Genomic DNA, 16,355 nt, shown 5'->3' on the forward strand with positions numbered 1-16,355 from the left:
TTGTCAAAGGGGGCGGCCCTTTCGGTGCATTCACGCATCTTTTTCTTTAGAAACATGAGGCTCTACATGACCGACCGCATCTTTGCGGCCGTCCTGTTGGCGGTGACCATCGGTTACGCGGTGATCGCCTTTACCGTCATCAGTGCGCCCTTCCAATATGATCCCCTTGGACCCGAAAGCTGGCCGCAGATCCTGTCCATCGTGGCCGTTCTGTGCCTGCTGTATATCCTGTGGCGGCCCGATGACGTGACAATGGACCTGACCCGCAGCGTATGGTTCCGCCTTGGCGCGGCGGTCGCGCTGCTGCTGGCCTACGGGCGCCTGTACGAGCCCTTGGGCTTTGTCATCGCCACTATTCTCTTCGGCACCATCATGGCCCTGATGCTTAGTGCGCCGCGTTGGGGCGCTGTCGCCTTTGGCGTGGCCGCAGGCGTTCTGGGCTGGCTGCTGTGTGTCACGGTCATGGACCTGAACCTGCCCGAAGGGGCGGTGGTCGAGGCCCTGCTGGAAACCTTCAACAAGGAGGGCAACTGATGGATACGGTTCTTTCCGGTCTGGCGACGGGCTTTGCCGTCGCGCTTGATCCTTTCAACCTGATGCTGGTGCTGGTCGGTTGCTTTCTGGGCACCCTTATTGGCGCTCTGCCCGGTCTTGGCCCGATCAACGGCGTCGCGATCCTGCTGCCCATCGCCTACGGTCTTGGCTTTCAGCCCGAAGCGGCGCTGATCCTGCTGGCGGGCATCTACTACGGCGCGGAATATGGCGGGCGGATTTCATCCATCCTGCTGAACGTGCCGGGGGACGCGGGGGCGGTGATGACCACCCTTGACGGCAACCCGATGGCCCGCAACGGCGAGGCTGGCCGCGCCTTGTCCCTATCGGCGGTCGCGTCCTTTGTGGGCGGCACCTTCGCGGTGATCCTGATGTCCCTGTTCGCCCCTGCACTGGCCAAATTCGCAGTCACCTTCGGGCCTGCGGATTATGTGGCGCTGATGGTTTTCGCATTCGCCTCGCTGGCCTCGCTGGTGGGCAAAAGCACGGTGAAGACCCTGCTGGGGGCCACAATCGGTCTGATGCTGGCGACAATCGGCATTGACGCCAACACCGGAGTTGCCCGTTATACCTTTGGAATTCCCGACATTCTGGCGGGCATCGACTTTCTGATCGTTGTGGTAGGACTCTTCGGCATGGCCGAGCTGCTTTCACTGGTGGAACACCAAGCGCGGGGCACGCTGAAGTCCCTGCCCGTGGACCGCAGCTTTGTGCGCATGGCCGATCTGGCACAGACCAAATGGACCATCGCCCGCGCCTCGGTCATCGGATTCTTTATCGGCATCCTGCCCGGCACCGGCGCCTCGGTCGCCTCGGCTGTGGCCTATGGCACGGAAAAGCGGATTTCGGACACCCACGGCACCTTTGGCACCGGCGATGTGCGCGGTCTTGCAGCGCCCGAGGCAGCGAATAACGCAGCAGCAGGCGGGTCCATGGTGCCGATGCTGACGCTGGGGATTCCCGGATCTGGGACCACGGCGATCCTGCTAGGCGCCTTGCTGATGTTCAACATCCAGCCCGGCCCGATGATGTTCGCGCAGCGCCCCGAAGTGGCGTGGGGTCTGGTGGCCTCGATGTATATCGGGAACGTGGCCCTGCTGGTGATCAACCTGCCGCTGGTGGGCCTTTTCGCCCGCATGCTGACGATCCCCCAGCACTATCTGACCCCGTTGATCGCGGTGCTGGCCTTCATCGGCATCTACACCATCGTCGGCAATCCCCATGACCTGTTCATGATCACGATGCTTGGCGTCTTTGGCTGGTTCCTGCGGAAACTGGACTTCAGTCTGGCCCCGATCATCCTTGGCTTTGTGCTGGGGGGTCTGTTCGAGGACAACCTGCGCCGCGCACTGTCGATCTCTGGCGGGGACTGGGGCATTCTGGTCCAGAACTGGAAGAGCGTTCTGCTTTACCTGCTGGCTCTGTTGGTGGTTCTGGTGCCCGTGGTGCTGGCCCGCCGCGCCCGAAAGGTCGCTGCTGCATGAACCAAACCATGCATACGGCTGCAACGCTGGTTGTAGCACTGGGAGGGGCGGCGGTTGCTGCCCTTTTCCACGTTCCCGCAGGCGCCCTGATCGGAGCGCTTCTGGCCGTGGCCGCCGCAGGCGCGTTCGGGCTGAAGGCCCGCGTGCCGATGCTGGCGCGGGATATGGCGTTCTTGCTGATCGGCCTGTCGCTTGGGGCGGGGATTGACGCCTCGGTCGTGGCGCGGCTGCCCGAATGGTCCCTAAGCCTTGGAGGGCTGGTGCTGTCGCTGGTCAGCACGATGGCGGTCAGCGTCTGGCTGCTGCGCCGTCTTTACGGGCTGGACCATGAGACCGCCGTTCTGGCCAGCGCCCCTGGCACTATGTCCAATGTAATCGCCTTGGCCAGCGAAGGGCGCGGCGATGTCACCACCGTCATGGTGCTGCAACTGATCCGTCTGGTGTTGCTGGTCACCTGCGTGCCGCCTGTGGCCGCGCTGATCGGCGTGCCAGAAGCTGCCGGTCTGACCCCTCATGCGGTGATGCCCCTCTGGGCGGTCGCCCTATTGATCGCCGTTGGCTTGCCGATGGGCCGCTGGTTAGCCGCGCTAAAAGTGCCGACCGCCTGCCTTATGACCGGCCTGTTTCTAAGCGCCACACTGCACGCCTTGGGCGCTATGAACGGCAGCGCCGCCCCGTGGCTGGTGTTCGGGGCCTTTAGCATCACCGGCGCGGTCATCGGCACCCGCCTGAACGCCATCCGCCTGCGCGACGTCCTGCGCCTGTTCAGCGCCGGTCTTGTGGTGGTGGGAACGGTCTCGGTGGTCTCATTGCTGTTTGCCCTTGGCACCCGCGCCCTGACCGGCCTGCCGTTGGGAGAGATCCTTGTCGCCTTCGCCCCCGGCGGGGTCGAGGCCATGGCCGCCATCGGCTTGGCCCTTGGCTATGATCCCGCCTATGTAGCCGCCCATCACTTCGCGCGGATCGTCATTCTGGTAGGGCTAGTCCCGCTGTTTCTGGGCCGCAAATCTGCTGTCAGCTAACAGCTGCTTCCAGTCAAGCGACAGCTCTGCCGTGTAAGAAGGCTAATCAATAATCACCATCGTCCAGAACGTCGTATCTGTCCACACCACCAGAAATGCCACGCTCTGCCAGCAGAACCACCTCTGCAGCGGCACGGGCGTCTTCACCGGCGTCGTGGTGTTCAAACCGCAACCCCAGATACGCCTTGAGCGAGGCCAAACCGTGGCCGCCGTTCCCGCTCAGCTCGGGCCATGCCCGACGCGCAACACTGACGCTGTTCAGCCAGTCCCATTCGGGCTCTAACCGGCCAAGACCTGCGCAGGCGGCGCGAATTGCGCTGCGGTCAAAACCCGAATGCTGATAGACCGTCTGCCCCGCCAGCAGCCTGTCCAGCCCGTCGATCACCACATCAATGGTTGGCGCACCCTGCACCATCGCGTTGGTAATGCCGTGCAGATCGCTAAAGCGCCAGCGTCCGGTCTGTGGGTCTACCAGCGTCACCCACGTCTCGATCTGCCGATCGTGCCGCACACAGGCGACCCCGACCTGACAAATGCTGCTGCGGTCGCTGTTGGCGGTCTCAACATCCAGCGCGAAAAAGCGGAAAGGGCCTTTGGGCAGTGGCGGCAACCCCGAGGCCAGCGCCGCGCCGCTAGGTTCTGTCGTGCGGGCGCGGTCCCGCTGGCGGCCAAGCGCAGCGCGTTCATAGGCGCCAAGCGCCAGCCGTTCGACCAGCGCGTCCACCAACTCTGTCGGCTCGTCATATTCGGTGGTCCCGCGACGGTTCCATGACACCATCTCTGCCGGAGCAAGCGCGACCACCTCGGCCTGAAGCGCTGCAATATCTGCATGATCAGGCAGCGGCACCCAGACTGCCGCGCAGTAGAAACCAATAAATTCGTCCCGCAGTCGCTTGGCGATGTCTCCGTCTGCCTTGGTCACAGGATCATCCGGTTGCCGCCACATGCGCCCAGTGTTGTAAGCCCGCGCGAAATAATGAGGGCCGGTCTCTGATCCTGTGCGATGCTGCTGATGGATACGCGTGTAAAACGTCTCGGCCCCCGAGGCCGTCGCACCGATGTAGCAGAAGGTTCCGGTGTGATCATACAGCCCGTAGATCCCGCACGCATCCTGCGGCGCCTCGGACGTCGGTCGCGGTGCCGCCTTCTTCAGCAGAGCAAAAATCTGGGCGGCGGTCGGGATGGTCATATCGTCTCTCGCTCTTTCTACGTACGTTTCTTGTTGCGACCAAAGACAATGCTTCGGCTGGTTGCCACGCTCAGACGCCCCGAACGCAGCATTGCGCATACCCTACTACACTTCACACCCCGGAAAACCGGCAGCTCGTTTTCTTACGCAGGGCCTCCCAAGACAACCTTCGTCAAATAACGCTCGTAAAGACCGGCAGCTTCTGCGAAGTCGGCTAAAGGAAAGAGCTTGTAGCTTGGGTCTGAAACCTCATCCGATCCCACAGGTCCCATCCCCACGCCACCCGTTGATTTTAGTCAAGGCGCTGGATCGTGGCGGACCCTAGCGTCAGCCAAAAGATGCGATCAGGAGTTCGCAAATGGCGCGCCGTCCCCTTCCTTTGCTGTTTTCCGCAGGCTACCGGATTTTCTTTTTCCTCGCGGGGCTGTTCGCCCTTTTCAGTATGGCCCTTTGGCTGGCGCATCTTTTGCTGCGTACAGGGGAAGGTGATCTGTTCACCTCGATAGCGATCAGTCCGTTTGAATGGCACGCCCACGAGTTTATCTTCGGCTACGGTTCGGCTGCGGTGGCTGGGTTTTTGCTGACGGCGGCGCCGAACTGGACCAAAAGCAAGGGCGCCTCGCAGATGTATTTCGCAGCGGTTTCGGGGTTATGGCTGGCGGGGCGCTTGGCGCTGTATCTATCGGGTGCCTTGCCTGTGTGGGTCGTTGCTCTGGTGGATCTGGCCCTGCTGCCTGCGGTCGGCTTGCGTATCCTGATGCTGTTGCTGCGCCGCCCGAAAGCCCCGCAGATGATCCTTTTGACCATGATCGCTTTGGTCTGGAGCGGGAACCTGATGATGCATCTGGAATGGCTTGGCTGGACCGAAGATACCTCCGTGCGGGGGATGCGTGTGGGCGTGCTGGCTCTGGCTGCGTTGATTGTCATCTTGGGCGGGCGGGTGACACCTGCCTTTACCCGCAATGCCATGCTACGCACCGGTCGGGAAACCGGACTGCCCGTCAATCCAGCGCCATTGGCGGCGGCCAGTATCATCAGCGCAATTGCCACTGTTCTGGCCTTGCTGACAGGTTTGGGCGATCACTATGCAGCGGTTCCGGCAATGCTGGCAGGCGTTCTGGTGATGATCCGTACCAGCCTTTGGCGGCCCCTTTGGACGCTGCCCTATCCAATCCTGTGGACGCTGCACCTGTCCTATCTGGCGACGGGTGCGGGTCTGTTGATGTGGGGTTTGGCAGCCTTGGGAACGGGGTCCGAGATCGCCGCCCTGCATGTGCTGTCCATCGGCGGGATCGCGGGCATGACATTGGCCGTGATGTCGCGGGCGGCCTTGGGCCATTCGGGAAGGCCGCTGATCGCGCCCAAGGCGCTAGCGATTGCCTATGGGTTGGTGCCGGTCACCGCATTCCTGCGCTACAGCGCCGAGATGTGGCCGCAGACCTATGACGCCAACATCCTGCTGTCGGGCTTGATGTGGATTGCGGTGTTTCTGCTGTATTCGGTTAGCCTCTATCCGGTCTTTACCGGCCCAAAACTGGCCACCCCTTCAGCCGAGTAACTTACCGTCTCAACGGGTCCATGCGTTTGCAGGATCTTCGGCCACGAAAGCGGCCAATGCGGTCATATCGGTGATCTCGGCACTGTTGTTGCGGATGGTGACGCCGTGTTCGCGCAGCTTGGCAAAGGCGCGGCTCAGGCTTTCGGGCTTCATCCCCAAGCGGCCTGCGATCAGCACTTTGTCGTAGGGTAGCTGCACCGTGCAGGTGCCCGATTGGCAATCGGCCAACTCTAGCAGAAACTCGGCCACGCGCTGGGGGCCGGTGCGGGCCTTCAGCCCCTCAACCTGCTGAACCAGCGCGTGCAGGTGGGTGAAGGTCGCCGCAAGGATCGAGACCGCGATCTCTGGCGTTTTCTGGATCTGCCCCAGAATGTGCCCTGCATCGATGCTGACAAGTCGGCAGGCGGTGACGGCCTCGGCAGAGACAGGGTAGAGGTCACCGCGAAAGGCCACCGCCTCGCCAAAGCTGTGGCCGCGGGTAAAGACGCCCACGACAGCCTCGGTCCCGGCGGGGGTCATGCGGTAGAGTTTAACCCAGCCGTCCAGTACGATGAAAATCCTGCGAGCCGGATCACCTTGAAGAAAGATCGTGCTGGCGCGGGCGGTGTCTTGCACCTGCGCGCCTGCAAGGATGTCATCTGTTACACCCGCGCCCAAGCCCGAAAGCAGCAGCGAAGACTGCGCGATCCGTCGATCTTGTAAAAGCATGGGTCACCTCGGAAACGGGTTACATTCTGTAAGCAGCAGTGTCTTTAAGGGACAATGCCTAAGTTCTAAGCTTTTTTATCAAGAATTTGACATAAGTTAAGTTCTTTGAACGGGCTTTCGGCCACACACGACGGGATAAACGTTGTGTCTGGTGCGTGAGGTTTCATGGGACAAGTTCTGGAAAAAGACCCCTGCGGTTGCGGGGTTGGCTCGGCTATGCCGCTAGAGCAGGCCATGATCGCCGCAAGCCAATTGGCCCGACCCGTCAGCGGTTTTGAAACCCTTCCTCTTGGTAAAAGCAGCGGACGCGTTCTGGCGCAGCCTGTGTTGGCGGCGGGCAACGTGCCGATCTTTGCGGCCTCGGCAATGGATGGGTTTGCGATCAGGTCGCATGGTTTGAAAGAGGTGGGCAGATGGCGTCTTGCGATCAGCCAGAGGATTGTTGCGGGGGCGGAAGCCGCGCCGCTTTTGCCCGGCACAGCCGCACGGATTTTCACGGGCGCACCCATTCCTATGGGGGCCGATACGGTGGTGATGCAAGAGAACGCCACCTATGACGACCAAACCGTGACCTTCCACAACTTGCCCCCTGTGGGCAGCAATATTCGCCATGCAGGTGAAGAGATCGCGGCAGGCCAAGAGGTGCTGGCGGCAGGCACGCAGATGACCGCGCGGGCGATTGCGGTGGCGGCCTCTGCTGGAATTGATCGGGTGTCCGTGCGCAGGCAAGTGCGCGTGGCGCTGCTGACCACGGGCGATGAGGTGCGGCCTGCGGGCAGCACCCTGAGAGCCGGTCAGATCAACGATGTGAACACACCTATGCTCAGTGCATTGCTGGCCCAACACGGCGCGCAACTGGTGATGCAAGAGCATGTGGCTGACACGCTGGCCGCCCATATGGCGGCTCTGACCACTGCCTTGGCTCATGCGGATTTGATTATCACCTCTGGCGGCGTGTCTGTGGGCGAAGAAGATCACATGCGGGCGGCAGTTCAGGCAATGGGCGCGCGGGTCACGGTGCCCTCGGTCGCGTTGAAACCGGTCAAGCCGGTGACTTTGGGCCATATCGGGGATGCTTGCTGGATCGGCCTGCCGGGCAATCCGATGTCGGCCTTTGTGACGTTCCTCCTTCTGGGATTGCCGGTGCTGGCGGGGCTTTCGGGCGCAGCCTCACAGGATTTTCGGCAGAACCTGCGGGCGGCGAACACCATCGTACGCTCGTCCGGTCGGGCCGAGGTCCGGCCTGCCAGTCTGGACCGCCGTTCTATGACTGTAACTATCGGTGGCACTGTGCATTCGGGGCGCATGTCGCCGTTGCTAGATGCCGGCGGATGCGTGATCATCCCTGCGGACGTCACAACCCTGCCAACCGGTGCACCAGTTGATTTTATCCCCTTCCCACAAGGAGCCTGACATGATCCGCTTTGGCTATATTCTTTCGACCCAGCGCGGCGCGGCAGATGCTGCCCTGTCGGACCTTGCGGCGCGGCTGCACGCGGACGGGCGGACTGTGGCGGGACTTATCCAGTGCCGTGCGCCCGATGACAGCGATCATCCTTGCGATATGGATCTGGCGGTTCTGCCTGTAGGCCCGCAGATCGCTATCGCGCAGCAATTAGGCAGCGGGTCGCGGGGATGCCGGTTGGACCCTGCCTCGCTTGAGGATGCCTCGGCTTGGGTGGTCCGTGCTTTGGATGACGGGGCGGACGCGCTGATCATCAACAAATTCGGGGCGCAGGAATGTCAGAGGCGCGGGATGTGCGATGCCTTTGCCAAAGCGATCGAGAGGGGCATTCCCGTTCTGACCGCAGTTAACCAACTGAACCATGACGACTTTCTGGCTTATGCGGGCGGTATGGCCACGCGGCTAGAGGCCGATACCGCGCTGCTTTACGACTGGATGACCGCGCCGGTTCCCGCCTAAGGTGGACATAGCTTCGGACAACGTAAAACGGGCCTCTGAAAAGAGGCCCGTTTTGCTTTTCGGCACAGTGCCGAAACCTGCGGGAAGCGGCGGTTAGACCGTCGCGCCCCGCCGCCGGATCACGCAGCCCACCTGCGCGGCCAGCACGCCGATCACCACCGAGATCGCCATCTCAAGCGTGGTTATCGGAACGTCGGTTGAATGAGAGCCTCCCAGCAGGACCGGCGCAAGAACCCCGACAGCGGCCCCCAGCACCAGCGCCACCAAGGGTTTGCGCGTCATCATTCCAAAAGCGATCCCCACCAGACCGGGCAGCCCCAGCACAGCACCGCCGATGGTGCCAACAAGATCCAATACACTAAGCATTCTTTGTCCCTTTCTATGTGGGCGGGGCATGGGAATGCCCGCGCCCCTTGGGCCTTAGTCAGCCGAAAGGCCGAGGTAGGTTTTGATCTGCGCCACATCGATGGAGCCGTCACGGGCCGGAGCGGTGCCAGCCAGCGTATCAACCACATGCTTGTATTCTTCCATGTAGCCGGGGGCCAAATCGTGGGCGATCCCTTGGTGACAATCGATACAGGTCATGTTGGTGTCGATGGCAAGCTGGTGATTGTCGGCAGCGCGGGTCTCTTGCATGGTGAAGTCCATGTATTCGAACGCGTGACAGTTGCGGCATTCGCGGCTGTCACTGGCCTTCATCTTCTTCCAGACTGCTGCCGCCATCTCCAAGCGACGCTCTTCGTATTTCTCGGGGGTCGAGATGGTGCCCGCTATCTCATGGTACACGTCTTTGACGGCCATGATTTTGGCCTTCATCTTGTACTGCCATTCATGGGGAACGTGGCAGTCAGAGCAGATCGCCCGCACGCCTGAATGGTTGTTGTAATGGACCGTCTCGCGGTATTCGCCAAGGTTGGTTTCCATCGTGTGACAGGACACGCAGAATTCCTCGGTGTTGGTCAGTTCCAGCGACCAGTTGAACCCGCCCCAGAACAGAACCCCGCCAATAAAGCCGGCGATCAGCAGAAAGCCGACGCTCATGACCGAGGTGGGACTCCAGATGATGTCCCAGAGCCGCGCGAGACCGCGTTTGCGCACCGGCCCGCCGTTGTTTGGATCAGCCATTGTCTGTCTCCTTGGATGGGTCAGCGGGTGCTGGACGGCTTGAAAACGTTATCCACCAGCGCGGGCGCATCGGCCTGCGGAACGTGGCACTGGTTGCAGAACCAGCGGGTGCCCGAAACCGTGTCCAGCTGGGTGCCGTTGCGGTCCAGATAGTGCGTCATCGACAGGGTCGGTGCGCCGCGCTCACCGGCGTTGCTCCAGTCGTGACAGGTCAGACACTGGTTGGTGCGCAGGTCGATCTGGTACTGCTCCATCGAGTGGGGAATGATCGGCGGTTGCTGCCGGTAGTTCCGCGCCGCGCGCCCTTCGTTCTGCTGGTAGATGTCCTCGATCGCGTTGGTCACGTCCAAGGGATCATTGCGCAGGCTCTTCACGTCTCCGGCTTGTTGGGCTGCTACGATGCCGACAAAGGCAAGTGTGGAGGCAAGGCCGGAGAGACCCGTTATCACCAGAAATTTCATCTAAATTCTCCGTGGTTGTCGTTCATGCGGCTTTGTCCGCGACGTTTGGCGTGGCCGTATCGCCGGGCTCTGACAGCCTGTCGTCGAAACGGTGGGTGAAGGTGAAAACGTCCACCGAACAAACGTCGATGCAGCGTCCACAATTGGTACAGTCGGGCGACAGGATCAGGGGCGTGTCGCCCTGTTTGCCCCGCAAGGCAGGGGAAATGACGTGGTTTTCAGGGCAGACCGCAAAGCAATCCATGCAGTCATCACAGGCAGACCGTTGCCGCGCCGAGACCCGCACCAGGGACTTGGCCCCCACCAGCCCGTAGAACGCGCCCACGGGACACAAATGTCCGCACCAGCCGCGACGGGCGACCAGCAGGTCGAACAGAAAGATCGCCGCAACCAGCCCCCATGTGGCGCCCATGCCAAAGACCAGACCCCGATGCAGCATGGTGATTGGGTTCACCACCTCCCACGCGATGACGCCGGTCAGGGCCGAGACCAGCAGCACCATCCCCAGCACCCACAGGCGGGTGTGGCGCTTGGGTTGCCAGCCTTTGGGCAGGCCCAGACGGTCATGCAGCCAGTGGGCCGCATCGGTGACCGGATTGATCGGGCAGACCCACGAACAATAGACCCGCCCGCCGATCAGCGCGTAGACCGCCAACACGATCACCGCGCCGGTCAGCGCTGTCAGTTCTGGCCTATGACCGGCTAGAAGGCTTTGGGCCATGACCAGCGGATCGGTCAGCGGCAGAACCCCGAAGGTGCGCGATCCGGCCAGTGTGCCGCTGACCCACCAGATCCCGAACCACGGACCCAGCAGGAAAAGCGCCAAGAAAAACACTTGAGAGGCACGGCGCAGCAGCAGCCACTTATGCGCGCCGATCCAGCCTTTGACGGCGATGGCCTCTTGTCCGGTGGGCAGTTTTGTTTTTGCGCTCATTGTCCGGACTCCGGCAGGGTGAACACAGGGGCAAAGCCGCCCGGCGTCGCCAGATTGTCAGTGCCGGGGCCGGGCAAACGGTCCGGCAGGTCAATGATCCCGTCAACCAGCGGGGCGCCGTTCTGCTCAAGCTCTTCCCAGCCCTTGCGGTAATGCTCGGCCGAGGCGCCACGGGCCAGCCGCACGGGCAGAACTTTGATCGCGGCTTCGGGCAGGACGCAGCTTTTTTCACACATGCCGCAGCCGGTGCAGCGGTCCGCATGGACCGTTGGCGCGAAGATCGCGTGATGGCCCGAACGGTCATTGTGTGACAGCTCAAGGGTGATCGCCTCATCAATGACGGGGCAGACCCGATAGCAAACATCGCAGCGCAGCCCCAGAAAGTTCAGGCAGTTTTCCTGATCGACCAGAACGGCGGTGCCCATCCTGGCATCGTCGATGTTGGTCAGCCCCTTATCCAGCGCCCCTGTAGGGCAGGCGGCAACACAAGGAATGTCATCGCACATCTCGCAGGGGACATCGCGGGCCGTGAAGAACGGCGTGCCGGTGGCAGGTCCGTCTGCCCCAAGTTCAGCAAGCGAAAGCGTGTCATAGGGACAATCTCGCACGCACAGGCCGCAGCGGATGCAGGCGGCCAGAAAGTCGGCCTCATCCAGTGCGCCGGGCGGGCGCAACGCCTGCGCTGGCAAAGCGCGGGCGTCATGAGCCAGCCAGGACAGCAAACCGCCCGCCACCGCGCAGCCACCCGCCATCCGCGCCGCATTCACCAGAAAGCGGCGGCGGTCAGCCTGTGTGGAAGGGTTGGCGGCGGGCATCGGTCACATCCTGATCAAAGCTGGCGTTGGATCGGGCGCGTCAGGCGCGCTCGACCTTGCAGGCGCATTTTTTGAAGTCCGTTTCCTTGGACAGCGGGCAGGTGGCATCCAGTGTCAGCTTGTTGATCAGCTGGCCCTCATCGAACCACGGCACAAAGACCAGACCGCGCGGCGGCTTGTTCCGGCCCCGTGTTTCCACGCGGCTCAGCATCTCGCCGCGGCGGGTCGAGATCATGATCTCTTGCCCGCGGCGCAGGCCGCGATCCTTGGCGTCATCGGGGTGCATAAAGACCACCGCCGAGGGGAAGGCACGGTGCAGTTCAGGCACCCGCCGTGTCATCGAGCCCGAGTGCCAATGTTCCAGCACGCGGCCCGTGCAGAGCCACAGATCAAATTCCTCATCGGGCGCCTCTGCGGCAGGCTCATAGGGGGCAAAGATGATGTTCGCCTTGCCATCGGGCTTGCCATAGAACTGCACGCCTGCGCCTTCGGCCACATAGGGATCGTAGCCTTCGCGGAAGCGGTAGAGGGTCTCTTTTCCATCGACCACGGGCCAGCGCAGACCGCGTGCCTGATGGTAGGTGTCAAAGGGTGCCAGATCGTGACCGTGGTGACGGCCAAAGTCGGCGTATTCCTCAAACAGGCCCTTCTGGACGTAATAGCCAAAGTGCGTGGATTCCTGATTGTTGAACCCTTCGGCGGTTTCCGCCAACGGGTAGGCGTTGACCTTGCCGTTCTCGAACAGCACTTCGTACAGGGTCTTGCCCGCCAGTTCAGGCTTTTGCGACAGCAGCTCTTCGCCCCACGCCTCTTCGACGGTGAAGCGTTTGGCGAATTCCATTACCTGCCACAGATCCGAGCGCGCCTCGCCGGGGGCATCCACCTGCTGACGCCAGAACTGGGTGCGGCGTTCGGCGTTGCCGTAGGCGCCCTCTTTTTCCACCCACATGGCCGTGGGCAGGATCAGGTCGGCGGCCATAGCCGTGACGGTGGGGTAGGGGTCCGACACGGCGATGAAGTTCTCGGGGTTGCGATAGCCGGGAAAGCCCTCTTCGTTCATGTTGGGGGCGGCTTGCATGTTGTTGTTGCACTGCACCCAATAGGCGTTCAGCACCCCGTCTTTCAGCATCCGGTTCTGCAAGACCGCGTGAAAACCCGGCTTGGGCGGGATGGTTCCTGCGGGAATGCCCCAAGCGGTTTCACAAATCTCGCGGTGCGCATCGTTGGCCACGACCATGTCGGCGGGCAAACGGTGGGCAAAGGTGCCAACCTCACGGGCCGTACCACAGGCCGAGGGCTGTCCGGTCAGCGAGAAGGGCGAGTTTCCGGGCTCGGAAATCTTACCCACCAGCAAGTGGACGTTGTACATCAGACCATTCACCCACGACCCGCGGGTGTGCTGGTTAAAGCCCATGGTCCACAGGGACATGACCTTGCGCTTGGGGTCAGCGTATTGCTGCGCCAGACGTTCCAGCTGCGCGACCGGCACGCCAGAGATTTCCGACGCTTTTTCAACGGTATATTCCGCGACCGAGGCGGCATATTCGTCAAAGGTCATCGGCGACAGCTTGCCCGAGTCCGGATTGGCGGCAGCTTGCTGCAATTCGTGTTCGGGGCGCAGGCCATAGCCGATATCGGTGTCGGTGCGGGTAAAGTTGACGTGCTTGTTCACGAAGTCCCAGTTCACCGCATCATTCTGGATGATGTAGTTGGCGATGTAGTTCAGGATCGCCAGATCGGACTGGGGATTGAACACCATGCCGTTGTCAGCCAGCTCGAACGAGCGGTGCTCATAGGTGGACAGCACATGCACCTCTGCGCCCGGTTTGGTCAGGCGGGTGTCGGTCAGACGCGACCACAGGATCGGGTGCATCTCCGCCATGTTCGATCCCCAAAGCACGAAGGTATCCGCGTGCTCTAGATCGTCATAACAGCCCATCGGCTCATCAATGCCGAAGGCCCGCATGAAGCCCACCACAGCAGAGGCCATACAGTGCCGCGCGTTGGGGTCGATGTTGTTGGACCGGAAGCCGGCCTTCATCAGCTTGGCGGCGGCATAGCCTTCCCAGACGGTCCACTGGCCACTGCCGAACATGCCGACACTGGTCGGGCCTTTCTTGGCCAGTGCCTCTTTCCACTTTTGCGCCATGACGTCGAAGGCTTCGTCCCACGACACGGGTTCGAACTCGCCGTTCTTGTCGTAAACGCCGTTGGTCTTGCGCAAGAGCGGCGTGGTCAGACGGTCCTGTCCGTACATGATCTTGGACAGGAAATAGCCTTTGATGCAGTTCAGACCGCGGTTCACAGGCGCTTCGGGATCGCCCTGCGTGGCGACGACGCGGCCCTCTTTGGTGCCGACCAGAACCGAACAGCCCGTCCCGCAAAAGCGGCAGGGCGCTTTGTCCCAGCGGATACCGGCATCACCGGCGGCTTGGGCGCTGACGGCATTGGGCAAGGTCAAGCCAGCGGCGGCTGCAGTGCTGGCCGCAGCCGAGGCTTTCAGGAAATTGCGGCGGGATTCCGAGATGGTCATGTCAAATCTCCGGCTGAGCGACCAGTTCCCGCGCGGAAGGCACGGCGAGGTCTTCGAAATGGTGGTAATTGAGCGATAGCGAGATCACGCCCGGTATCTGGTGAAGGTCCATGATGATGTCCGAGGCCCGCTTGTCCGGCGTATCCTCAACCACCACGACAAGGCGGCCTTGGTCGGTGGCGGCATGCACCTCGACCCCGTCGGTCACCTCCATTTGGGCGCGGGCGGCATAAAGCTTGTCCTGCGAAATATGGATCAGGCATCCACAGATGTTCATAGTGTTCTCTCCCTTTCCGCAGGGGCCGGACGTGTGAAACGGACGGCTTGGGTCGGACAAGTAAATGCGCACTCGCCGCAGCCCGAGCATTGACTTTCGTCAAGCACCGGAACCGCGCGGCCTTGCGGCAAGAGCGTGAAACGGATGGCGCGGGCCTCGCAGGCATCTTCGCAAGCGCGGCAGGCGGTGCCTTTCATCGACAGGCACGCGCCGGTGATCTCGGCGCGCCACGGCCAGTTCGCGATGTCGTCTTTCAGCAATGCGCCGGTCGGGCAGGCCGCCGCACAGTCACCGCAGAAATCACATGCGCCTTTGGTGAAATCGATCTGCGGCAAGTTTTGTTCATCCAGCCGGATGATGCCGGTGGGACAGGCGCGCGCGCATGCCCCGCAGCGGTCGCATAAATCTGCGAACGTCGGTTGCGCCCCAGGGGGGTGCATGAACGTAAGAGAGGCCTGTTTGAACTGCCCCCTCAGAAAATTTCGCCTTGCGACACTGACATCCATAGCTTGCACCGGCTTGCTGGAAACAATGCCTTCGTAAACTGCCTATTTTTTATGCAACTTGACTTAAATCATTTGCATAACACATAAATTTTCCAGAATATGAATGGTGAGAGCACACGCATAAACTGTGCTTTCACCCAAAGTCGCCATAATCCAGATTTCCGGTTTGACGCCGCCACTCTTGGCCCGATGATCAGCTTCAGGCGCAAGATAACAGCACGGTTTGCCAAAGCGGTCGATCAGTCCAAACAAAGAAGCGACTGTCCCCTTCTTTGCCCAAGACGGCCCGTTCCAAGGCAAGAATTACTTTGCATTACATTGCCTGTTTTTGGGCGTAAGCCCGACAGAAGCTGGCTAGGGTCAGGACCCATTGATTTGGTTCGTCGCGCATGATTCACCGTTCGAAAACGAGCGGTGAGCATGTCTGATCTTTTCTGGTTGAGTAATGCGCAAATGGCGCGTCTGGAGCCTTACTTCCCGAAGTCACACGGCAGACCCCGGGTCGACGACCGGCGGGTCCTGAGCGGCATTATCTTCATCAATCGCAACGGCTTGCGGTGGCGTGACGCGCCAAGAGAGTATGGCCCGCACAAGACGCTCTACAACCGTTGGAAGCGGTGGAGCGACCGGGGTGTCTTCGCTCGGATCATGGCGGGGCTGGCCGCTGAGCACGGCGAGGAGACGACTGTGATGATTGATGCAACTTATTTGAAAGCCCATCGTACTGCGTCCAGTTTGGGCGTCAAAAAGGGGGGCGTGGGCGCCTGATCGGCAGAACCAAGGGCGGTATGAACACTAAATTGCACGCCATCTGCGACAGCCAAGGCCGTCCGATCGACCTGTTCCTCACTACCGGTCCCGTCAGATGGAGTGGTTGCCGCCCTCCCTAGACGGCATCGCAATGTGCCAAGGTCGTGGTGTTCAACGCCACGCGCAAAGGAGGACGGCGAGATGAAGAATATGATGATCGGGGTCGATCTGGCAAAGGCAGTTTTTCAAGTTCATGGTGCCCTTCGTACGGGGGAGGTCCAGTTCCGCAAGAAACTGACGCGAAAGCAATTCCCCGCGTTCATGGCGCAGCAAGAGCCCAGCATGGTGATCTTCGAAGCGTGCGGCAGCGCACATTTTTGGGTCCATGAGATGGAAGCTCTTGGACACGAGGTTCAGCTGATTGAACCGCCCCGTCTTTACCGGAGGGCAAAACTCTCGGAGAATTGCCTGTTATGGAACATAGAAAGCAAAGAACCACGAAGCCTTATTCGCCCGA

Annotated in this window: 17 protein-coding genes and 2 pseudogenes; 8 read left to right on the top strand and 11 right to left on the bottom strand. The window is 61.3% G+C overall.

Going from position 1 to position 16,355, the window contains the following annotated elements; translation table 11 throughout:
* Window positions 1-66 precede the first annotated feature (66 nt).
* From CLV74_RS16805 to CLV74_RS16815, 3 genes are read left to right on the top strand one after another with little or no spacing between them, the layout of a single operon-like run.
* Window positions 67-534 (top strand): tripartite tricarboxylate transporter TctB family protein, encoded by a 468-nt coding sequence (locus CLV74_RS16805; RefSeq protein ID WP_106267059.1) that lies wholly within the window; start codon window positions 67-69, stop codon window positions 532-534.
* Window positions 534-2,036 carry a tripartite tricarboxylate transporter permease gene (locus CLV74_RS16810; protein WP_106267061.1) on the top strand — a complete coding sequence of 501 codons (1,503 nt, stop codon included), beginning with the start codon at window positions 534-536 and terminating at the stop codon, window positions 2,034-2,036. The genes CLV74_RS16805 and CLV74_RS16810 overlap by 1 nt, the downstream gene beginning before the upstream one ends.
* Entirely contained in the window at window positions 2,033-3,058 is a 1,026-nt protein-coding gene (locus tag CLV74_RS16815) for an AbrB family transcriptional regulator (protein ID WP_106267063.1), read from the top strand. Before CLV74_RS16810 ends, CLV74_RS16815 begins: the two co-directional genes overlap by 4 nt.
* A gap of 46 nt (window positions 3,059-3,104) precedes the next feature.
* Here CLV74_RS16815 and CLV74_RS16820 read toward each other — a convergent pair whose 3' ends face one another.
* Complete coding sequence (locus tag CLV74_RS16820) at window positions 3,105-4,247, bottom strand: exonuclease domain-containing protein (protein WP_106267065.1); 1,143 nt, start codon at window positions 4,245-4,247, stop codon at window positions 3,105-3,107.
* A gap of 358 nt (window positions 4,248-4,605) precedes the next feature.
* Here CLV74_RS16820 and CLV74_RS16825 point away from each other — a divergent pair, with 358 nt between their 5' ends.
* The gene (locus CLV74_RS16825) at window positions 4,606-5,805 is read left to right on the top strand and encodes an NnrS family protein (RefSeq protein ID WP_106267066.1); all 1,200 of its coding nucleotides are present in this window, start codon (window positions 4,606-4,608) and stop codon (window positions 5,803-5,805) included.
* A gap of 9 nt (window positions 5,806-5,814) precedes the next feature.
* Here the strand turns inward: CLV74_RS16825 and CLV74_RS16830 are convergent, their stop codons facing one another.
* Window positions 5,815-6,513: a Crp/Fnr family transcriptional regulator gene (locus tag CLV74_RS16830; protein ID WP_106267068.1), complete on the bottom strand. Its 699-nt coding sequence runs from the start codon at window positions 6,511-6,513 to the stop codon at window positions 5,815-5,817.
* A 165-nt stretch (window positions 6,514-6,678) separates the two neighbouring features.
* Here CLV74_RS16830 and CLV74_RS16835 point away from each other — a divergent pair, with 165 nt between their 5' ends.
* Entirely contained in the window at window positions 6,679-7,926 is a 1,248-nt protein-coding gene (locus CLV74_RS16835) for a molybdopterin molybdotransferase MoeA (RefSeq protein ID WP_106267070.1), read from the top strand.
* 1 nt (window position 7,927) lies between these two features.
* Window positions 7,928-8,437 carry a DUF2478 domain-containing protein gene (locus tag CLV74_RS16840; protein WP_106267072.1) on the top strand — a complete coding sequence of 170 codons (510 nt, stop codon included), beginning with the start codon at window positions 7,928-7,930 and terminating at the stop codon, window positions 8,435-8,437.
* Window positions 8,438-8,530: 93 nt separating this feature from the next.
* Here CLV74_RS16840 and CLV74_RS16845 read toward each other — a convergent pair whose 3' ends face one another.
* From CLV74_RS16845 to CLV74_RS22600, 9 genes are all read right to left on the bottom strand, one after another.
* Window positions 8,531-8,803: a hypothetical protein gene (locus CLV74_RS16845; RefSeq protein ID WP_106267074.1), complete on the bottom strand. Its 273-nt coding sequence runs from the start codon at window positions 8,801-8,803 to the stop codon at window positions 8,531-8,533.
* A gap of 54 nt (window positions 8,804-8,857) precedes the next feature.
* Window positions 8,858-9,562 carry a NapC/NirT family cytochrome c gene (locus CLV74_RS16850; protein WP_106267076.1) on the bottom strand — a complete coding sequence of 235 codons (705 nt, stop codon included), beginning with the start codon at window positions 9,560-9,562 and terminating at the stop codon, window positions 8,858-8,860.
* A 20-nt stretch (window positions 9,563-9,582) separates the two neighbouring features.
* Window positions 9,583-10,023 (bottom strand): nitrate reductase cytochrome c-type subunit, encoded by a 441-nt coding sequence (locus CLV74_RS16855; RefSeq protein ID WP_106267078.1) that lies wholly within the window; start codon window positions 10,021-10,023, stop codon window positions 9,583-9,585.
* 22 nt (window positions 10,024-10,045) lie between these two features.
* The gene (gene napH / locus CLV74_RS16860; RefSeq protein WP_106267080.1) at window positions 10,046-10,957 is read right to left on the bottom strand and encodes a quinol dehydrogenase ferredoxin subunit NapH; all 912 of its coding nucleotides are present in this window, start codon (window positions 10,955-10,957) and stop codon (window positions 10,046-10,048) included.
* Entirely contained in the window at window positions 10,954-11,772 is an 819-nt protein-coding gene (gene napG / locus CLV74_RS16865) for a ferredoxin-type protein NapG (RefSeq protein WP_106267082.1), read from the bottom strand. Before napG ends, napH begins: the two co-directional genes overlap by 4 nt.
* 40 nt (window positions 11,773-11,812) lie before the next feature.
* Entirely contained in the window at window positions 11,813-14,305 is a 2,493-nt protein-coding gene (gene napA, locus CLV74_RS16870) for a nitrate reductase catalytic subunit NapA (protein WP_106267084.1), read from the bottom strand.
* 1 nt (window position 14,306) lies between these two features.
* Complete coding sequence (locus CLV74_RS16875) at window positions 14,307-14,582, bottom strand: chaperone NapD (protein WP_106267086.1); 276 nt, start codon at window positions 14,580-14,582, stop codon at window positions 14,307-14,309.
* The gene (gene napF / locus CLV74_RS16880) at window positions 14,579-15,088 is read right to left on the bottom strand and encodes a ferredoxin-type protein NapF (RefSeq protein ID WP_106267088.1); all 510 of its coding nucleotides are present in this window, start codon (window positions 15,086-15,088) and stop codon (window positions 14,579-14,581) included. The genes CLV74_RS16875 and napF overlap by 4 nt, the downstream gene beginning before the upstream one ends.
* A 63-nt stretch (window positions 15,089-15,151) precedes the next feature.
* Window positions 15,152-15,340 carry a hypothetical protein gene (locus CLV74_RS22600; protein ID WP_146134973.1) on the bottom strand — a complete coding sequence of 63 codons (189 nt, stop codon included), beginning with the start codon at window positions 15,338-15,340 and terminating at the stop codon, window positions 15,152-15,154.
* Window positions 15,341-15,508: 168 nt separating this feature from the next.
* Here CLV74_RS22600 and CLV74_RS16885 point away from each other — a divergent pair.
* Both CLV74_RS16885 and CLV74_RS16890 read left to right on the top strand, forming a co-directional pair.
* Window positions 15,509-15,951, top strand: a pseudogene (locus tag CLV74_RS16885) (IS5 family transposase); the annotation flags it as partial.
* A gap of 88 nt (window positions 15,952-16,039) precedes the next feature.
* A pseudogene (locus tag CLV74_RS16890) lies at window positions 16,040-16,355 on the top strand (hypothetical protein); the annotation flags it as partial.

It is taken from the genome of Donghicola tyrosinivorans (assembly GCF_003003355.1).
In the GTDB taxonomy this organism is placed as follows: Bacteria; Pseudomonadota; Alphaproteobacteria; order Rhodobacterales; family Rhodobacteraceae; genus Donghicola; species Donghicola tyrosinivorans.